The sequence below is a fragment of the Streptomyces sp. NPDC005202 genome (assembly GCF_040608235.1).
Taxonomy (GTDB): Bacteria; Actinomycetota; Actinomycetes; order Streptomycetales; family Streptomycetaceae; genus Streptomyces.
In genome coordinates this window covers 18,738-36,828 of record NZ_JBEXHW010000006.1, presented here as the reverse complement: position 1 = coordinate 36,828, position 18,091 = coordinate 18,738, and the positions used below count along the sequence as shown (strand labels likewise).

Here is an 18,091-nt window from a genome sequence, read left to right as displayed (position 1 = left end):
CTCAGACCGTAGACGGCGGCAGCGGCAACGGCAGCCCGGGTAGTCCGTCCAGGCTGGTCGCCACGTGCTCCTTCTTGGTGAAGTACTCGCTGAGGGAGGCGTCGTCCTCGCGCGCGAAGCGCTTGCCGTGCAGGTCGCGGTCCGCCTCGTACGCCATGAAGGGCACCGCGTATCCGCAGGTGTCCCGGACGAGTTCGGCGCGTACGACGATGACGGCGCGCAGTCCGTGCGGGGCCGGGTCGATGTCCGGGAAGTGGGTGAGGAGTTCCGTGAAGCGCGGGTCGTTGCGGAAGACCGGCTCGCCGCGGCCGTGGATGCGCACGATGTTGGGCGGGCCCTGGAAGGCGCACCACATGAGGGTGATCCGGCCGTTCTCCCGCAGGTGCGCGATCGTCTCGGCGTTGGACCCGGCGAAGTCCAGGTAGGCCACGGTGTGCTCGTCGAGCACCGCGAAGGAACCCTTCAGACCCTTGGGGGAGAGGTTGACAGTCCCGTCGCCGGACAGGGGAGCGGTCGCGGTGAAGAAAAGGGGCTGTTCCTCGATGAACGTGCGGAGCCTGCCGTCTATGCGCTCATAGCTCTTTCCCATGGCTGACGATTATCGAGGGACTTCTTTCGCCTGTCTAAGGAATTGCCCGATGCGCCTCGTCCGAGGTGCGCGGAGGTGCCCCCGGCCGTGGCCGCCACCGCGGCCGCCCCGGCCGGCGCTTTCTCGGGGCGGCCACGGCTGCCTGTCACCTCACTTGGTGAGCGTGCAGGCGGCCAGCGAGTCCAGGCCCTGCGGCTTGGCGGCCGTCCGGCCGATGGCGATCGCGATGCGGTCGATGGTCGACACGCGCTTGTCCTTCAACGGGCCGAGGATCGCGTTCTGCACGAAGTTGGGCCCGCCCTGGCCGACCGAGGAGGCGAGCCGCTTGTCGGCCTCCTGGATCTGGGTGTCGAGCAGGCCGAGGTTGCGGTCGGCCTCGGCCCGGGCCGAGGCCGGGACCGCGGTGAGCTGCGATTTCACGTCGGGGCAGGTGATGGTGCCCGCCGCGGTGCTGCCGCCGGAACTGCCCGTGTTCCCGCCCGCCTGCTGTGTGGCCGTGGCGGATGCGGCCCCGCTCGGGGTGGCCGTCGCCGTGTTCGCGGCGCCGCCCGTGTTGGCTGCGGCGCCGCCCGTGTTGGCTGCGGCGCCGCCCGTGTTGCCCGCGGTGCCGCCCTGGTTGAGGGTGCAGGGCGCCAGCGAGTCCAGGCCCTGCGGCTTGGCGGCCGTCCGGCCGATCGCCGTCGCGATCCGGTTGATCGTCGCCACCCGCTTGTCCTTGAGCGGGCCGAGGATCGCGTTCTGCACGAAGTTGGGGCCGCCCTGGCCGACGGTGTCGACCAGGCGCTTGTCGGCCTCCTGGATCTGGGTGTCCAGGAGCGCCAGGTTGCGGTCGACCTCGGCCTGGGCGGAGGCGGGGATCGCGAGGAGCTGCGACGTGACGTCCGGGCACGTGATCGTGCCGGGATCCGCAAGGGTCCGGGCGCTGTGGCCGCTGCCCACGGACGTCCCCCCGGCGAGGGCGGAGCCGGCGATCACCGCTCCGGACAGCACTACCGCGGCGGCGCCGCCGATGATCGCGACGCGGCGCTTGTTGTACTTCGGAAGAGCCCTGGACATGCAGATGCCTCACTCGGGTCGGGAGTGTCGTCGGTTGCAAACGCGGCGCCGGCGTTCGGCGAGAGATACGAGAAAGCGGTTTCTCGCGTTCAGGGAGTTCTGCACATCCCCTTCGTATCCCGCGGTCGTCCCGGCGTGCCCCCGGTCGTCACGCCCGGAGATTGACGAACCATGCAGAGTTCTGCATACTCATGCATACCAGCGAATGCACTGTGAGGAGAAACCCGTGACCGAGCGCGTCGTACTCGCCTACTCAGGCGGTCTGGACACCTCCGTCGCCATCGGCTGGATCGCCGAGGAGACGGGCGCCGAGGTCATCGCCGTTGCGGTCGACGTCGGCCAGGGCGGCGAGGACCTGGACGTCATCCGCAAGCGCGCGCTCGCATGCGGTGCCGTCGAGGCCGAGGTCGCCGACGCCAAGGACGAGTTCGCCGACGAGTACTGCCTCCCGGCGATCAAGGCCAACGCCCTCTACATGGACCGCTACCCGCTGGTCTCCGCCCTGTCCCGGCCGACGATCGTCAAGCACCTCGTCGCCGCCGCCAGGAAGCACGGCGCCACCACGGTCGCCCACGGCTGCACCGGCAAGGGAAACGACCAGGTCCGCTTCGAGGCCGGCATCGTCGCCCTCGCCCCCGACCTCAAGTGCATCGCCCCGGTCCGCGACTACGCGATGACCCGTGACAAGGCCATCGCCTTCTGCGAGGAGAAGAACCTCCCGATCGCGACCACCAAGAAGTCCCCGTACTCCATCGACCAGAACGTCTTCGGCCGCGCCGTCGAGACCGGCTTCCTCGAGGACATCTGGAACGCCCCGATCGAGGACATCTACGAGTACACCCAGAACCCGGCCACCCCGCGCGAGGCCGACGAGGTGATCATCACCTTCAAGGAGGGTGTCCCGGTCGCCATCGACGGCAAGCCCGTCACCGTCCTGCAGGCCATCCAGCAGCTCAACGAGCGCGCCGGCGCCCAGGGCGTCGGCCGGATCGACATGGTCGAGGACCGCCTCGTCGGCATCAAGTCCCGCGAGGTGTACGAGGCTCCGGGCGCGATCGCCCTGATCACCGCCCACCAGGAGCTGGAGAACGTCACCGTCGAGCGCGAACTCGCCCGCTACAAGCGGCAGGTGGAGCAGCGCTGGGGCGAACTGGTCTACGACGGCCTGTGGTTCTCCCCGCTCAAGCGCGCCCTGGACGGCTTCATCAACGAGGCCAACCAGCACGTCTCCGGCGACATCCGCATGACCCTGCACGGCGGCCGCGCGGTCGTCACCGGCCGGCGCTCCGAGGAGTCGCTGTACGACTTCAACCTCGCGACCTACGACACGGGCGACACGTTCGACCAGTCCGCCGCCAAGGGCTTCATCGACATCTACAGCCTGTCGTCGAAGATCGCCGCCAAGCGGGACCTGGCGTAGGGCCGTTCGAGGCCCTGCGTACGGCCTGAAAGACACCTCACACGCACTAGCCTGACAGCCGCCTCCTCACTCCTGACGTGGGGAGGCGGTGGCACATCCACATCCTCCGAGGAGCAAGCAAGTGAGCAGCAACAGCGGTGACGTACGGCTGTGGGGCGGCCGTTTCGCCGACGGTCCCGCCGAGGCCCTGGCGAAGCTGTCCGCGTCCGTCCACTTCGACTGGCGGCTCGCGCCCTACGACATCGCCGGTTCGCGTGCGCACGCGCGCGTGCTGCACAAGGCGGGGTTGCTCACGGACGACGAGCTGAACCGGATGCTGGCGGGGCTCGACCAGCTGGCAGCGGACGTGGCGGACGGCTCCTTCGTGGGCACGATCGCCGACGAGGACGTGCACACGGCCCTGGAGCGGGGCCTGCTGGAGCGACTCGGCCCGGAGCTGGGCGGCAAGCTGCGCGCGGGCCGGTCGAGGAACGACCAGGTGGCCACCCTCTTCCGCATGTACCTGCGCGACCACGCCCGGATCATCGGCGGCCTGATCGCCGACCTCCAGGACGCACTGATCGGCCTGGCCGAGGCTCACCCGGACGTGGCGATGCCCGGCCGCACCCACCTCCAGCACGCCCAGCCGGTCCTCTTCGCCCACCACGTCCTCGCGCACGTCCAGTCCCTGTCCCGGGACGCGGAGCGGCTGCGCCAGTGGGACGAGCGGACGGCCGTGTCGCCGTACGGGTCGGGCGCGCTGGCCGGTTCGTCCCTCGGCCTGGACCCGGAGGCCGTGGCCAAGGACCTCGGCTTCGAGCACGGCAGCGTCGGCAACTCCATCGACGGCACGGCCTCCCGTGACTTCGTCGCGGAGTTCGCCTTCATCACCGCGATGATCGGCGTGAACCTCTCCCGGATCGCCGAGGAGATCATCATCTGGAACACGAAGGAGTTCTCCTTCGTGACCCTGCACGACGCGTTCTCGACGGGCTCGTCGATCATGCCGCAGAAGAAGAACCCGGACATTGCCGAGCTGGCGCGCGGCAAGAGCGGCCGCCTGATCGGCAACCTGACGGGTCTCATGGCGACGCTGAAGGCGCTCCCGCTCGCCTACAACCGCGACCTGCAGGAGGACAAGGAGCCGGTCTTCGACTCCTGCGACCAGCTGGAGATCCTGCTCCCCGCCTTCACCGGCATGATCGCCACCCTCACCGTCAACCGCGAGCGCATGGAGGAGCTGGCCCCGGCCGGGTTCTCGCTCGCCACCGACATCGCCGAGTGGCTGGTCAAGCAGGGCGTGCCGTTCCGGGTGGCGCACGAGGTCGCCGGAGAGTGCGTCAAGGTCGCCGAGGCCGAGGGCAAGGAGCTGGACGAGCTGACCGACGAGCAGTTCGCGAAGATCAGCGCCCACCTGACCCCCGAGGTGCGGACGGTGCTCAACGTCCCCGGCGCCCTCGCCTCCCGCAACGGCCGTGGCGGTACGGCCCCGAGCGCGGTCGCCGTCCAGCTCGCCGAGGTGAAGGCGGACGTGGCGGCGCAGCACGCGTGGGCCGCGGCGAAGCAGAAGAAGTAGCAGGCCGGGTGTCCCAGGGGCACCGCAGGTTACGTTGGTCCGGAGCCGCAAGGAGCCGACCGAACGGAGCCCGTGATGCCCTTCGCCCGACTGGCCTCAGCCACGACTCCCACCTGCCACATCGGCCTGGGGCTCGCCGCCGTCGGGCGCCCCGGTTACATCAACCTCGGCCGCGAGCGGGACCTCCCGGCTCACCGCACCGTCGACGCCCTGCGCGCGCGCACCCACGAACTCCTGGACGCCGCCTACGCCCAGGGCGTCCGCTACTTCGACGTCGCCCGTTCCTACGGCCGTTCCGAGGAGTTCCTCGCCGACTGGCTCAGCGCCCGCCCCGACATCGACGACGTCGTGGTGGGCAGCAAGTGGGGCTACACCTACACCGCGGGCTGGAGCACCGACGCCGAGCAGCACGAGGTCAAGGACCACAGCGCCGCCACCTACGAACGGCAGCGCGCCGAGACCGCCGCGCTGCTCGGCGACCGGCTCGACCTGTACCAGATCCACTCGGTGACCCCGGACAGCCCGGCCCTCACCGACAAGGAGCTGCACGCCAAGCTGGCCGAGGCCGCCGCACAGGGCCTCACCATCGGTTTCTCCACCAGCGGCCCGGCCCAGGCCGACGCCATCCGTGCCGCCCTCGCCGTGACGGTCGACGGCGAGCCCCTCTTCCGTACCGTCCAGTCGACGTACAACGCCCTGGAGACCTCGGCGGGTCCCGCCCTCGCCGAGGCGCACGACGCCGGGCTCACGGTGATCGTGAAGGAGGGCATGGCCAACGGGCGGCTCGCCGATCCGTACGCCCCGCAGGCTTTGAAGGCCGTGGCCGAGGAGACGGGCCTCGGCTGCGACGCGGTGGCCCTCGCCCTGGTCCTGAGCCGACCCTGGGCCGGGATCGTTCTCTCCGGCGCCGCCACTGTCGACCAGCTCTCCTCCAACCTGCATGCCGCGGTCGTCGACCTCGACGAGGACCAGCTGGCCCGCCTCGCCACCCTGACCGAGGAGCCGCGCGCGTACTGGGAGCGGCGCGGACAGCTGCCCTGGCACTGAGCACCTTCTGACCGGACGTCCGCCGAGCCATGGCGTATGAGACGCGCATGCCTAAGGTGAGACAGGAATGTCTCATGTGGGGTACCGTTGTCTCATGGCCGTCGACCGTGATCAGGTGCTGCGCAGCGCAGCCGCCCTGCTCACCCGGAAATCCACCGCCACCATGGACGAGGTCGCCAGGGCGGCCGGGATCAGCCGGGCCACGCTGCACCGCCACTTCGCCGGGCGCGACGCCCTCGTGCGGGCGCTGGAGTCGCTCGGCATCGCGGAGTGCGAGGCCGCGCTGGATGCGGCGTGCCTCGACGAGGGGCCGGCGAGCGACGCCGTACGACGCCTGGTGCGCGCGATCGAGCCGGCGGCCGGACTGCTCTCCTTCCTCTACACCGAGAACCAGCTGTTCGAGGGCGCGGAGCAGAACGCGGGCTGGGCCCGCATCGACGACCGGATCGCGGCCCTGTTCCGGCGCGGCCAGGCGAGCGGGGAGTTCCGCATCGACCTCACCCCCGCCTGGCTCACCGAGGCGCTGTACGGCCTGCTGGCCTCCGGAGCCTGGGCCGTGACCGAAGGCCGGGTGGCCTCCAAGGACTTCACCCACATGATCGTCGAGCTGCTGCTCGGCGGCGCACTGCGAAGAGAGGAATCATGACCAGCACCCTGCAGCCGGCTCGTGCGGCGAAGGTGGAGCAGCGCCCGGGCCGTTGGCTCGCGCTCTCCGTCCTCGTCCTGGCCGTGCTGCTGGTGGCCGTCGACGCTACCGTCCTCGGTCTCGCGACCCCGTACATCAGCGAGGACCTGAGGCCTTCCGGCACCCAGCTCCTGTGGATGGGTGACGTCTACTCGTTCGTCATCGCCGGTCTGCTCGTCTCCATGGGCAGCCTCGGCGACCGCATCGGCCGCAAGCGGATCCTGCTGTGCGGCGCCACGGCGTTCGGCGCGGTCTCCGTCCTCAACGCCTACGCGACGACGCCGGAGATGATGATCCTGGCGCGGGCGCTGCTCGGTGTCGCGGGTGCGACCCTGATGCCCGCCACGCTCGCCCTGATCCGCAACCTCTTCCACGACCCCCGCGAGCGCAGCCTCGCCGTCGGCATCTGGGGCGCGACCGCCTCCGCCGGTACGGCCGTCGGCCCCATCGTCGGCGGATTCCTGCTCGAGCACTTCTGGTGGGGCTCGGTCTTCCTGATCAACCTGCCGGTGATGGTGGTCCTCGTCCTCGTCGGCATCAGGACCCTGCCCGAATCCCGCAACCCGCACCCGGGCCCGTGGGATCTGATCAGCGTCCTGCTGTCGCTGGTCGGCATGATCGCCGTCGTGTACGCGGTGAAGGAGGCCGCCACGCACGGGTTCACCGGGGCGACCCTCGCCCCGGCGCTCCTGGGCGCGGCCGCCCTGTACTGGTTCGTGCACCGCCAGCTGACCCTGCCGACACCGCTGCTGGACATACGGCTGTTCCGCAACCGGGGCTTCAGCGGTGCCGTCCTCGCCGACCTGCTGACCGTCCTCGGCATGTCCGGGCTGGTGTTCTTCCTCTCCCAGTACCTGCAACTCGTGCAGGGCAGAGGGCCGTTCGAGGCGGGCCTGGCGGAACTGCCCGCCGCGGTGGGTGCGGTGGCGGCCGGTCTGGTCGCGGGCCGGGCGGCCCGGCGCTTCTCGGTGCGGGCCGTGGTCTCCGGCGGACTCGCCGCCGTGGGCCTGGCACTGGCCGCGCTGACGATGCTCAGCGGGTCGACCGGCTACCCGCAGCTCGGCACGGCCCTGCTGGTGGTCGGCGTCGGCGCCGGCTTCTCCTTCACCGTGACCGCCGACGTGATCCTCGCCGGCGTGCCCAAGGAACAGGCGGGCGCAGCCTCCGCGGTCTCCGAGACGGCGTACGAACTCGGCGCCGCCCTCGGCATCGCCCTGCTCGGCTCCATCGTGACCGGCGTCTACCGCGACTTCACCGGCCCTGCCGGCACCCCGGCCAAGGCCCACGAGTCACTGGGCGGTGCGGTGCAGGCGGCGGCGGGCCTGCCGACGCACACCTCGGAGGCACTGCTGAGCGCCGCTCGCGAGTCTTTCGTCCACGGCCTGCAACTCGCGTCGGGCGCGGGCGCGGCGGTGTTGCTGGCGACGGCGGTGGCGGCGTGGTTCCTGCTGAGGGGACAGAAGCTCTGAAGCGCCGGTAGGGGAGCGCCGCCAAGGGCGCGGGGAGCTGCGCGACCCGCCACAGACGACGTTCGCCGAACGGCAGACTCCGACGCGCACTCGCCGAACGGCAGACTCCGACGCGCACTCGCCGAACGGCAGACTCCGACCCGCACCCGCCGAACGCCAGACTCCGACGCGCACTCGCCGAACGCCAGACTCCGACCCGCACCCGCCGACCGGCGCTAGGCCGCCTTTGCCTTCGTCGCGTACATGTCGACGTACTCCTGACCGGAAAGCCGCATGACCTCAGCCATCACGGAGTCGGTCACAGCCCGCAGCACATACCGGTCCCGGTCCATCCCTTCGTACCGCGAGAACTCCATCGCCTCGCCGAAGCGAACGGTGACCCGGCTCGGACGCGGCATCCCCGACCCACCCGGCTGAATCTTGTCCGTACCGATCATGGCGAAGGGAACAACGGGCGCCCCGGTCATCAGAGTCAACCGCGCGATGCCGGTGCGCCCCCGGTACAGCCGGCCGTCGGGAGACCGTGTGCCCTCGGGATAGATGCCGAAGACCTTCCCCTCCTCGAGGATCCGGCGGCCGGTCATCAGCGCCGCGACACCGCCCTTGCCGCCGTCCCGGTCGACCGGGATCATGCCGACGCCGGTGAAGAACCAGGCCATCAGCCGGCCCTTGAGGCCCTTGCCGGTGACGTACTCGTCCTTGCCGATGAAGAAGACCTGACGGTCGCAGACGAGCGGCAGGATCATCGAGTCGATGAACGTGAGGTGGTTGCCGGCGAGGATGACCGGACCGTCGCCCGGGATGTGCTCCGCGCCCTCCACCCTTGGGCGGAACATCAGGCGCATGATCGGGCCGAGCACTGCCTTGATGAGCGCGAAGCGGGACAACGGGCCCTCCGGTGTCAAAAGAGTGTCGAGGGAATCGGCGTGAGTCTGTGCAGGTGAGGACGATACTCGCGGCCCGGGGCGGATTGCACATCGGGCACACCACGTCTTACGTACTGTTGACGCAGGTTTACCTGCAACGGCGTCCCGTTGCGCTCCGGTAACCGGGGCGGAACGATGTGACGGAGGTCGCGTACCGCCCTGGAGGGGGAGCCGGGATGCCCATGGTGGTCTTCTGTGCCGTTCTCTGTCTGGTCATGGCTGCCGCCGGGGTGGTTCTGGTCCGCCGGGACCGGCGTCGCCGGGCCGGGAGCGCCGACACGGCCGGCTCGAGGCCCAGGCGACGCGCGGACTGCGCGAGGCACGGCGCAGGGCCCATGCCGCGCAGACCTTCATTACGGCCGAGGGGTTCGCCGCGCTGCGGAACCGCGACGGCCGCGACCACTGAAACGACTTCCCCCGCCGGGTGCGGTCATGCCGACGGGGCGTCAGACATCCCGTCCCTTACGACATCCCGCGTCACCCGTGTGTTCGGGCCCAGGTCTCCCGGGTGTCATGTGCGCGCCCCTACGATCGGCGCGCACGGACGACACGACGGCAGGAGGCGGTCATGGGGACGCAGGAGTCGGACGACCAGGCACGCGGGACCGGACGCCGGGCGCTGCTCGGGGCCGCGGTGCTCGGCGCGGGCGGAGCGATTTTCGGACTGCCCGGCGCGGCCGGAGCCGCGCAGAGAGAGGCGGCCGGGCACGGGGGCGGCCTGAAGAGCCTGCCCGTGCCGACGATCATCGGTCACCGGGGCGCCAGCGGCTACCGGCCCGAGCACACCTTCGGCTCCTACCAACTCGCCCTCGACCTGGGCGCCCACGTCGTCGAGGCCGGTGATCTGGTGCCCACCAAGGACGGTCACCTCGTCTGTCGGCACGAGCCGGAGATCGGCGGCACCACGGACGTCGCCGACCACCCGGAGTTCGCCGACCGCAGGACGACGAAGACCCTCGACGGGGTGCCCACCACCGGCTGGTTCACCGAGGACTTCACCCTCGCCGAGCTGAAGACGCTGCGCGCGGTCGAGCGCATCCCGGCCAACCGCCCGCACAACACCCTCTACAACGGCCGCTGGGAGATCCCCACCTTCGAAGAGGTCCTGAAGTGGCAGGACGAGCAGACCCGCAAGCGCGGCCGCCAGGTGTGGATCTACCCCGAGACCAAGCATCCCACCTACTTCCGCAAGCTGGGCCTCGGCCTGGAGGAGCGGGTCGCCAAGCTGCTGCGCAAGTACGGCAAGGACAAGAAGGACTCGCCGGTCATCCTGCAGTCCTTCGAGCCGAGCAGCATCCAGCGCCTGAACAAGCTCGTCGGCAACCCGCTCGTGGTGCTGCTGTCCGGCGCGAACAGCCGCCCCTGGGACTTCGTCGAGGCGGGCGACCCGCGCACGGTCGCCGACCTCATCACCCCCAAGGGCCTGAAGGAGATCGCCTCCTACGCCCAGGGCATCGGCCCGACCGTCGACCTGGTCATCCCCAAGGACGCGGACGGCAACTTCACCACGCCGAGCACCCTCGTCCGCGACGCCCACGCCGCGGGCCTGATCCTGCACCCCTACACCGTCCGCAACGAGAACCCCTTCCTGCCGCCGAAGTTCCGCAAGGGCACGGCCGCGGACGCCTACGGTGACGTCTTGGGCGTGTTCAAGGCGTACTTCGCGACCGGCATCGACGGCATCTTCACCGACAACGCGGACACCGGCCTGCTCGCCCGCGAGGACTTCGTCAACGGCTGAACCGCCTGCCCCCGCTTGGGGTGAACCGCCGGCCGCTCCGGCAACCTGCGCCGGGGCGGCCGCGTCGTGCTGCATATGACGCACAACATGGTCACCGCACTGCGCCCCCTGCTCGTCGCCGAGGCCTCGGCCGAGGCCTATGCGTCGGGAGCCGAACCGGGCGACCTGGAGCAGGCGGTCTGGCTGCGCCTGCTGGAGCGTCTGGAGGCGGACGGCCTGCCGCACGACCCGCAGGGCTGGCTGCGCAAGGCCGTCCGCTCCGAGGCGCGCCGCACTCGCCGCACGATCAGGATCGAGCGGCCGTACGACCTCGAGCCCGCCGACGACGACAGCGACCGTGGGCCCGAACAACTCGCCCTCGCCGCCGTCCGCAGGCGCGCCCTGCGCGACGCCGTGCGCCGTCTGCCGGGCCGCTGCCCCCGGCTGATGGAGGCGCTGCTGTCGCCGAGGGACCTCACATACCGGGAAATCGCAGGGGAGTTGGGTATCTCACAGGGCAGTCTTGGCCCGGAACGTTCCAGATGCCTGGGATGTCTGCGTCGATTGCTCACACCGGAGGTTGCGGCCCGCGAAGCGCGGGGATAGGAGTGAGGGACGACAGGTGATCAGGTGAGCGGGAGGCGTGCGCACATGGGCATGAGCGTGACCATCTCTGCGGCGACCGAGCAGGACGCGGAGCAGATTTTCAGGCTGCAGTACCTGTGCTTCCAGAGCGAGGCGGCGCTGTACGGCAACTACCGCATCGACCCGCTCGTCCAAACCCTCGGCTCGGTCCGTCAGGAGGTCGCCGAGGACTGCGTCTTCGTGGCGCGGCTCGGCGACGAGGTGGTCGGCTCGGTGCGTGGCCGTGTGACCGAGGACGGCGCGGCCTCCATCGGCAAGCTCTGCGTCCACCCGCGCCTCCAGGGTCACGGCATCGGCGCCAGGCTGCTCCGCGCGGCCGAGTCGGCGCTGGCCGAGGAACGCGGCGCCACGAAGTTCCGCCTCCACACCGGGCAGCGCAGCGAGGGCAACCTGCGCCTGTACCGCCGCGTGGGCTACGAGGCGGTGGGCACGTCCCAGGGTGCTGACGGCGTACCGATGATCGTCCTGGAGAAGCCGGCCGGGACGTACGCGGCAACGGCGTAGCGGTCAGGCGCCGTCCGTCTGCCTGGCCCGGGCCTTGCGCAGCCAGTACAACGCCGACACCGGCAGCAGCACGGGAATGAAGATGTATCCCATGCCGTAGTCCGACCACACGGTCGCGTCCGGGAACGCGGACGGATCGACCAGAGTCCACGTACCGACCGTCAGTACCCCCGCGAGTTCGGCGGCGCAGCACACCAGCGCCGCCCTGCGGGCGGTTTCGCCGCCGCGCACGAGCGAGTACGTGATGAAGCCGTACACGACACCCGCGACGGCAGACAGCGAATAGGCGAGCGGCGCCCGGTCGAAATCGGTCGCGATCTGGAAGACGGAACGCGACACGGCGCCGACGACCATCACCCCGTACAGCCAGACCAGCAGCATCCCGGGCCCGCTGATGAGCCGCGTCTTCGCCGGCTTCTCCTGCGTGGTGGCCACCTCACCCTCCCCAGATGTCATAGAGCCGCACTTCGAGGACGGCGAGGACGACACCGCCGGCCGCGACCGTCACCGAGCCCCAGCGCGTCCGCTCGGCCAGCGACATGAAGCCGGCCGCCGGGATGCACGCGAAGGCGCCCAGCAGGTACGCCACGAAGATCGTCGTGCCCTGCTCCGGCTTCTCGCCCCGCGCCAGCGCCACGATCCCGATCACCAGCTGGATTGCGGCCAGCAGCGTGACCACGGCCATCCCGATGAAGTGCCAGTCCTTCGTCGGCTGATCACGAGAGGCCGCCCATCCGCACCAGGCGGCGAGCAGCAACGCGGCAACGCCGGTCACCAGCGTCAGGGCATCAAGCATGCTGCGACCCTATTACGGCCCGAACGACCCACCGCGCCCGACCCCGGACGTCGTCCCGGGCCGCCCGCGCCGCCGGAACGATCACCGTGGCATTGGCCACAACCCAGGAGGCGCACGAGCTGGACGCCGACCGCGTGATGAAGGGCTCTCCGCCGTGTCCGCACTGGGCACCCACGCCGGAGCCGGGGCCGTCGTCCGCGGCCGACGGCTGTCCACCGTTGTCCAGCATGTGGACAGTGGTTCTTGGTCAGGACCGCACGTCTGCTTTACTGAACGCATGACCACGACGAGCAGCCGCACCCTTGCGACCGAGGCGACCATGACGCCCGGTGCTCGTTGTATGTGTCGAATGTGCGCTTTCTAGAGGGCCCCTGCACCACCTGAGCTCGCGCCCCGAAGCGAGACGCCGTGGCATGTCCGTGCGCCGTATGCCGTACGTGACCGAGCCTCCCCCACCGCCTGAACGGCATGGGGGGACCCCGCGCACAAGTTCTCCCCCGGTTCAGCGCCACCGCGAGAACCGTGTCGCGTCCCCGACCGCAGCACCCGTGCCCGGGCACACCCACGCCCGCGCACTCGACAGTGACGGAAACCCACGTGATCACCACATCGGGCCTGACGAAGATCTACCGGTCGCACCACTCCCGCGGCCGCGAGGTCACCGCCCTCGACGGCGTCGACCTGCACGTCCGCGAAGGCGAGGTGTACGGCGTCATCGGCCAGTCCGGCGCCGGCAAGTCCTCGCTCATCCGCTGCATCAACCTTCTGGAGCGCCCCACCTCCGGCACGGTCACCGTCGCCGGCCAGGACCTCACCGCGCTCGCCGGCCGCGGCCCCCGCGCCGGCAAGGAGCTGCGGCGGGCGCGCAGCCGGATCGGCATGGTCTTCCAGCACTTCAACCTGCTGTCCTCCCGGACCGTGCAGGACAACGTCGAACTGCCGCTGGAGATCCTCGGCCACTCCGGCAAGGAGCGCTGCCGCAAGGCGCTCGAACTGCTCGACCTCGTCGGCCTCGCCGACAAGGCCAAGGCCTACCCCGCCCAGCTCTCCGGCGGCCAGAAGCAGCGCGTCGGCATCGCCCGCGCCCTCGCCGGCGACCCCAAGGTGCTGCTGTCCGACGAGGCCACCAGCGCCCTCGACCCGGAGACCACCCGATCGATCCTGCAGCTGCTGCGCGACCTGAACCGGCAGCTGGGCCTGACCATCCTGCTCATCACGCACGAGATGGACGTCGTCAAGAGCATCTGCGACTCGGCCGCCCTCATGGAGAAGGGCCGCATCGTCGAGTCCGGCACGGTCGGCGAGCTGCTCGCGACCCCGGGCTCGGAGCTCGCCGCCGCGCTGTTCCCGGTCGGCGGCGAGGCCTCCGGCGACGACCGGACCGTCGTCGACGTCACCTTCCACGGCGAGGCCGCCACCCAGCCCGTCATCTCGCAGCTGTCGCGCACCTACAACATCGACATCTCCATCCTCGGCGCCGCCATCGACACCGTCGGCGGCCTCCAGGTCGGCCGGATGCGCATCGAACTGCCCGGCCGCTACGAGGACAACGTGGTGCCGATCGGGTTCCTGCGCGAACAGGGACTCCAGATCGATGTCGTCGACAGCACCTCCCAGCAGCCCCTGCTGGTGAAGGAAGGTGCCAAGTGAGCTGGTCCGAGATGCAGCCGCTGCTGTCCCAGGCGTGTTGGGACACGCTCTACATGGTCGGCTGGTCCACGCTGATCGCCGTCGTCGGCGGACTTCCGCTCGGCATCCTGCTGGTCCTCACGGACCGGGGCGGGCTGCTGCAGAACGTCGCCGCCAACAAGGTCCTCGGGCAGATCGTGAACGTCGCCCGCTCGATGCCGTTCATCATCCTGATGGTCGCGCTGATGAGCTTCACACGTACGATCACCGGGACGACCATTGGCCGCGAGGCCGCCATCGTGCCGCTGGCCATCGGCGCCATCCCCTTCTTCGCGCGCCTGGTCGAGACGGCTGTCCGCGAAGTGGACGGCGGCCTCGTCGAGGCCGTGCAGGCGATGGGCGGCAACACCTGGACCGTCGTCCGCAAGGTCCTCGTACCGGAGGCCCTGCCCTCGCTGATCTCCAGCACGACCACCACGATCGTCGCCCTCATCGGCTACTCCGCGATGGCCGGCACGGTCGGCGCCGGCGGCCTCGGCGACATCGCCATCCGCTACGGCTACCAGCGCTTCGAGACCGAGCTGATGTGGATCACCGTGGCGATCCTCGCCGTCGTCATCTCCGTCATCCAGTTCGCCGGCGACTACGCGGCACGCTCCCTGCACCGGCGCGGCGGCCGCTCCGGGCCGGCGCCGAAGCTGCGGCTGCTGAAGACCAAGGAGCCCGCGGCGGCCGACGTCAGCAAGGCCGCCTGAGCCCGAGGCCGAGGCCGAGCCCCGCACCCCCTCAGTTTCCCCGTACACCCCACACGGGGTCGCACCACGTAAGGAAAGGCACTTTTCGTGCGTAACACTGCCAAGATCACCACTGCTGTCCTCGCCGCCGGAGCCCTCACCCTCGGACTCTCCGCCTGCGGCTCGGACAAGAGCTCCTCCGCCTCCTCCGCCTCCAGCGGCCCGCTGGTCGTCGCCGCGAGCCCCACTCCGCACGCCGAGATCCTCAACTTCGTGAAGAAGAACCTGGCGAAGAAGGCGGGCCTCGACCTGGAGGTCAAGGAGTTCACCGACTACGTCACGCCGAACACGGCGACCGAGGACGGGTCCGTCGGTGCCAACTACTTCCAGAACCAGCCGTACCTCGACGACTTCAACAAGAAGAACGGCACCCACATCGTGCCCGTCGTCACGGTTCACCTGGAGCCGCTCGGCCTGTACTCCCACAAGGTCAAGAAGGCCGACGAACTGAAGAGCGGTGCGACCGTCGCGATCCCGAACGACACCGTCAACGAGGCGCGCGCGCTCAAGCTGCTCGACGCCAACGGGCTGATCACGCTCAAGAGCGGCGTGGGCAGCGAAGCGACCCCCCAGGACATCGCCAAGAACCCGAAGAATCTCAAGTTCAAGGAGCTGGAGGCGGCCCAGACCCCGCGCTCCCTGGACGACGTGGACGCCGCGGTCATCAACGGCAACTACGCCCTCTCCTCGGGCCTGAAGCCCGCCAAGGACGCCCTCGTCCTGGAGTCGGCGAAGAACAACCCGTACGGCAACTTCCTCGCGGTGAAGAAGGGCAACGAGAAGGACCCGCGCGTGCAGAAGCTGGCCAAGCTCCTCACCTCGCCCGAGGTCAAGAAGTTCATCGAGGACAAGTACGCCGGCTCGGTCATCCCGTCGTTCTGATCCGTGTACGGTCCGTACAGGCCCTACAGCTGACGTCGCTTATACCGCGTATCGCGCCACGCACGGGGTCCGCTCCCTCACCGGGTGGGGGGTACCCCCACGCCCTTCAGGCAGTGGGGGAGGACCCCGTAGTGCGGTTCAGTGCTTTCATGCTGCATGCTGGGCAGTTCAGCAGGCCCTGAAGGTTTCCGAAGGTTACGGAGCGGCGCATGACTAGCACCTTCCCCAACGTCTCCATCAGCACGGAGCGGTTGGTACTGCGCCCCTTCGAGGAGTCGGACATCGAGGCGTTCGCCGAGATGATGAACGACGAGCTCGTCACCGCCTGGACCTCCGTGCCCCAGCCCTACACCGAGGCCGACGCCCGCGCCTGGATCACCGAATGCGCCCCCGCCGAACGCGCCGAGGGCCGCGGCATCGTCTTCGCCGTCACCGAGTTCCTCACCCAGCGCCTGGTCGGCACGGTCCACCTGAGGAACACCGACTGGCGGGTGCGCTCCACGGAGATCGCCTACGTCATCGCCCCCTGGGCGCGCGGCGAGGGCTACGCCTCCGAGGCGGCCCTCGCCACCGCGCAGTGGGTCTTCCACGACCAGAAGTTCGAGCGCCTGGAGCTGCGGACCGCCGCCGACAACACCGCCTCCCAGCAGGTCGCGCAGAAGATCGGCTGCATCAGCGAGGGAGTCCTGCGCGGCGCCTGGATAGCGCGCGCCAGAGGCCAGAACGGCGAGTGGACCGACGTCCGCACCGACCTCATCATCTGGAGTCTGCTTCCCGAGGACCTGGAGGGCGTGGGCGAGCAGCTGGCGGACACGGGTGGTTTCACGTCATTCTCCGACTGGAACTGACGGAAGCCGAACCGACGCGTACCCCGCGCTCACGGTGCCGTACAGCTCGACCAGGTACCCTCACGGGGCCCGCGTGCAAGCTGCCCCCTGACGACCTGCGAAAACCCCTGGAGACTGAACGACGATGGCCGACCGGGTCACGGTGATCGGCTGGGACGGTGCGCCGCTGACCGACGCGGCGCGTGCCGCCCTCGGCGCCGCCACCCTCGTGGCGGGCGCCGCCCACCACCTGGCGCTGCCCGAGGTGCCCCGCACGGCCGAGCGCATCCGCCTCGGCAGCGTTGCCCTCGCCGCGCGCCGCATCGCCGCCCACCGCGGCACCGCCGTGGTGCTCGCCGACGGCGACCCGGGCTTCTTCGGCGTCGTACGGACCCTGCGCGCACCCGAGTTCGGCCTCGAGGTCGAGGTCGTCCCCGCCGTCTCCTCCGTGGCCGCCGCCTTCGCCCGCGCCGGGATGCCCTGGGACGACGCCCACGTGGTCGTCGCACATCCGCGCACCCTGCGACGCGCGGTGAACGTGTGCCGCGCCCACACCAAAGTCGCCGTCCTGACCGCCCCCGGCGCCGGACCCGCCGAGCTCGGCCTGCTCCTCGACGGGATCCACCGCACCTTCGTCATCTGCGAGGAGCTGGGCACCGAGCGCGAACAGGTCACCGTCGTCACCTCCGACAAGGCCGCCGACCACACCTGGCGCGACCCGAACGTCGTCATCGTCATCGGCGGCCCGGCCGGCGCCGGCGAGGGTGGCGGCTGGATCGCCGGACGCGACCCGGGCGCCGGGCCGCGCGGCTGGACGCAACCCGCCGAGGCCTACGGCGGCGAACTCGGCGAAGGCGAAACTGATCTGCTCCGGGCCGCCCAACTCGCCCGCCTCGGACCGCGCGTCGGCGACCTCGTGTGGGACATCGGCTGCGGCAGCGGCGCCTTCGCCACCGAGGCCGCCCGCGGCGGCGCCGCCGTCATCGCCGTCGACCGCGACCTCGAGGCCTGCGCCCGCACCGAGTCGGCCGCGCGCCGCTTCGGCGTCCAGCTGCAAGTGGTGCACGGCACCGCCCCGCACATCCTGGAGAACCTTCCCGAACCGGACGTCGTCCGCGTCGGCGGCGGGGGAGCGGCCGTGGTCTCCGCGGTCGCCGACCGGCGCCCGCAGCGCATCGTCACGCATGCGGCGACCCGCGACGCGGCCGAACTCGTCGGCCGCGACCTCTCCGAGCACGGCTACCTGGTCGAATGCGCCCTGCTGCAGTCCGTCGAACTCGACACCCGCGCCTGGACGGAGAAGGAGCGGAGCGTCGCGTTCCTGCTCAGCGGTGTCCTGCCCGAGCGGGCCCCGTGATCCTGTTGTCGTACTGCGCGCGGTAGGCTGGCCGATCGTCGTACCCCACTCGGGCACCCGGCGCTTGGTCGGTCAATGTCCGGAAAACACGCCCGTTTTGGGGTGGGTGTGGTACGGCAGAACCGGAGTACGCGCAACGTGGCGCAGTCCACAGCGGACCGTCGCGGATCAAGCTGTCGCGGCGGCGGAA

The 18,091-nt window shown here is 70.3% G+C and carries 18 protein-coding genes; 13 read left to right on the top strand and 5 right to left on the bottom strand.

Going from position 1 to position 18,091, the window contains the following annotated elements; all coding sequences use genetic code 11:
* Nucleotide 1: 1 nt before the first annotated feature.
* On the bottom strand, nucleotides 2–589 hold the full coding sequence (locus ABZV31_RS12800; protein ID WP_355891980.1) for a pyridoxamine 5'-phosphate oxidase family protein: 588 nt from the start codon (nucleotides 587–589) through the stop codon (nucleotides 2–4).
* 150 nt (nucleotides 590–739) lie between these two features.
* A complete protein-coding gene (locus tag ABZV31_RS12795) occupies nucleotides 740–1,645 on the bottom strand; it encodes a hypothetical protein (RefSeq protein WP_355891977.1) in 906 nt (301 codons plus the stop codon).
* A gap of 226 nt (nucleotides 1,646–1,871) precedes the next feature.
* Here ABZV31_RS12795 and ABZV31_RS12790 point away from each other — a divergent pair, with 226 nt between their 5' ends.
* From ABZV31_RS12790 to ABZV31_RS12770, 5 genes are all read left to right on the top strand, one after another.
* On the top strand, nucleotides 1,872–3,065 hold the full coding sequence (locus tag ABZV31_RS12790) for an argininosuccinate synthase (protein ID WP_355891974.1): 1,194 nt from the start codon (nucleotides 1,872–1,874) through the stop codon (nucleotides 3,063–3,065).
* A 121-nt stretch (nucleotides 3,066–3,186) separates the two neighbouring features.
* Nucleotides 3,187–4,620 (top strand): argininosuccinate lyase, encoded by a 1,434-nt coding sequence (gene argH / locus ABZV31_RS12785; RefSeq protein WP_355891972.1) that lies wholly within the window; start codon nucleotides 3,187–3,189, stop codon nucleotides 4,618–4,620.
* 75 nt (nucleotides 4,621–4,695) lie between these two features.
* A complete protein-coding gene (locus ABZV31_RS12780; protein WP_355891970.1) occupies nucleotides 4,696–5,667 on the top strand; it encodes an aldo/keto reductase in 972 nt (323 codons plus the stop codon).
* 94 nt (nucleotides 5,668–5,761) lie between these two features.
* Entirely contained in the window at nucleotides 5,762–6,313 is a 552-nt protein-coding gene (locus tag ABZV31_RS12775; protein WP_355891967.1) for a helix-turn-helix domain-containing protein, read from the top strand.
* Nucleotides 6,310–7,821 carry an MFS transporter gene (locus ABZV31_RS12770; protein ID WP_355891964.1) on the top strand — a complete coding sequence of 504 codons (1,512 nt, stop codon included), beginning with the start codon at nucleotides 6,310–6,312 and terminating at the stop codon, nucleotides 7,819–7,821. Before ABZV31_RS12775 ends, ABZV31_RS12770 begins: the two co-directional genes overlap by 4 nt.
* 215 nt (nucleotides 7,822–8,036) lie before the next feature.
* On the opposite strand, the gene ABZV31_RS12765 is transcribed toward ABZV31_RS12770, so the two are convergent.
* Nucleotides 8,037–8,708, bottom strand: a complete 672-nt coding sequence (locus ABZV31_RS12765) for a lysophospholipid acyltransferase family protein (protein ID WP_355891961.1) — start codon at nucleotides 8,706–8,708, stop codon at nucleotides 8,037–8,039.
* 607 nt (nucleotides 8,709–9,315) lie between these two features.
* Here ABZV31_RS12765 and ABZV31_RS12760 point away from each other — a divergent pair.
* From ABZV31_RS12760 to ABZV31_RS12750, 3 genes are all read left to right on the top strand, one after another.
* Nucleotides 9,316–10,488, top strand: coding sequence for a glycerophosphodiester phosphodiesterase (locus tag ABZV31_RS12760; protein WP_355891958.1), 1,173 nt, complete (start codon nucleotides 9,316–9,318; stop codon nucleotides 10,486–10,488).
* Nucleotides 10,489–10,563: 75 nt separating this feature from the next.
* Nucleotides 10,564–11,073 (top strand): sigma-70 family RNA polymerase sigma factor, encoded by a 510-nt coding sequence (locus tag ABZV31_RS12755; protein ID WP_355891955.1) that lies wholly within the window; start codon nucleotides 10,564–10,566, stop codon nucleotides 11,071–11,073.
* A gap of 45 nt (nucleotides 11,074–11,118) precedes the next feature.
* Nucleotides 11,119–11,616, top strand: coding sequence for a GNAT family N-acetyltransferase (locus tag ABZV31_RS12750; protein WP_355892437.1), 498 nt, complete (start codon nucleotides 11,119–11,121; stop codon nucleotides 11,614–11,616).
* 3 nt (nucleotides 11,617–11,619) lie between these two features.
* Here ABZV31_RS12750 and ABZV31_RS12745 read toward each other — a convergent pair whose 3' ends face one another.
* Both ABZV31_RS12745 and ABZV31_RS12740 read right to left on the bottom strand, forming a co-directional pair.
* Nucleotides 11,620–12,051 carry a hypothetical protein gene (locus ABZV31_RS12745; RefSeq protein ID WP_355891952.1) on the bottom strand — a complete coding sequence of 144 codons (432 nt, stop codon included), beginning with the start codon at nucleotides 12,049–12,051 and terminating at the stop codon, nucleotides 11,620–11,622.
* Between the two features lies 1 nt (nucleotide 12,052).
* The gene (locus ABZV31_RS12740) at nucleotides 12,053–12,412 is read right to left on the bottom strand and encodes a hypothetical protein (RefSeq protein WP_355891949.1); all 360 of its coding nucleotides are present in this window, start codon (nucleotides 12,410–12,412) and stop codon (nucleotides 12,053–12,055) included.
* Between the two features lie 597 nt (nucleotides 12,413–13,009).
* On the opposite strand from ABZV31_RS12740, the gene ABZV31_RS12735 reads away from it, so the two are divergent.
* The 5 genes from ABZV31_RS12735 to cbiE all read left to right on the top strand — a co-directional run bounded on the left by ABZV31_RS12735 (nucleotide 13,010) and on the right by cbiE (nucleotide 17,901).
* The gene (locus ABZV31_RS12735; protein ID WP_355891946.1) at nucleotides 13,010–14,062 is read left to right on the top strand and encodes an ATP-binding cassette domain-containing protein; all 1,053 of its coding nucleotides are present in this window, start codon (nucleotides 13,010–13,012) and stop codon (nucleotides 14,060–14,062) included.
* Nucleotides 14,059–14,796: a methionine ABC transporter permease gene (locus tag ABZV31_RS12730; RefSeq protein ID WP_355891943.1), complete on the top strand. Its 738-nt coding sequence runs from the start codon at nucleotides 14,059–14,061 to the stop codon at nucleotides 14,794–14,796. Before ABZV31_RS12735 ends, ABZV31_RS12730 begins: the two co-directional genes overlap by 4 nt.
* A gap of 87 nt (nucleotides 14,797–14,883) precedes the next feature.
* Nucleotides 14,884–15,717 (top strand): MetQ/NlpA family ABC transporter substrate-binding protein, encoded by an 834-nt coding sequence (locus ABZV31_RS12725; RefSeq protein WP_355891941.1) that lies wholly within the window; start codon nucleotides 14,884–14,886, stop codon nucleotides 15,715–15,717.
* 209 nt (nucleotides 15,718–15,926) lie between these two features.
* The gene (locus ABZV31_RS12720) at nucleotides 15,927–16,565 is read left to right on the top strand and encodes a GNAT family N-acetyltransferase (RefSeq protein ID WP_355891938.1); all 639 of its coding nucleotides are present in this window, start codon (nucleotides 15,927–15,929) and stop codon (nucleotides 16,563–16,565) included.
* Nucleotides 16,566–16,689: 124 nt separating this feature from the next.
* Complete coding sequence (cbiE, locus tag ABZV31_RS12715) at nucleotides 16,690–17,901, top strand: precorrin-6y C5,15-methyltransferase (decarboxylating) subunit CbiE (protein ID WP_355891935.1); 1,212 nt, start codon at nucleotides 16,690–16,692, stop codon at nucleotides 17,899–17,901.
* Nucleotides 17,902–18,091: the final 190 nt, after the last annotated feature.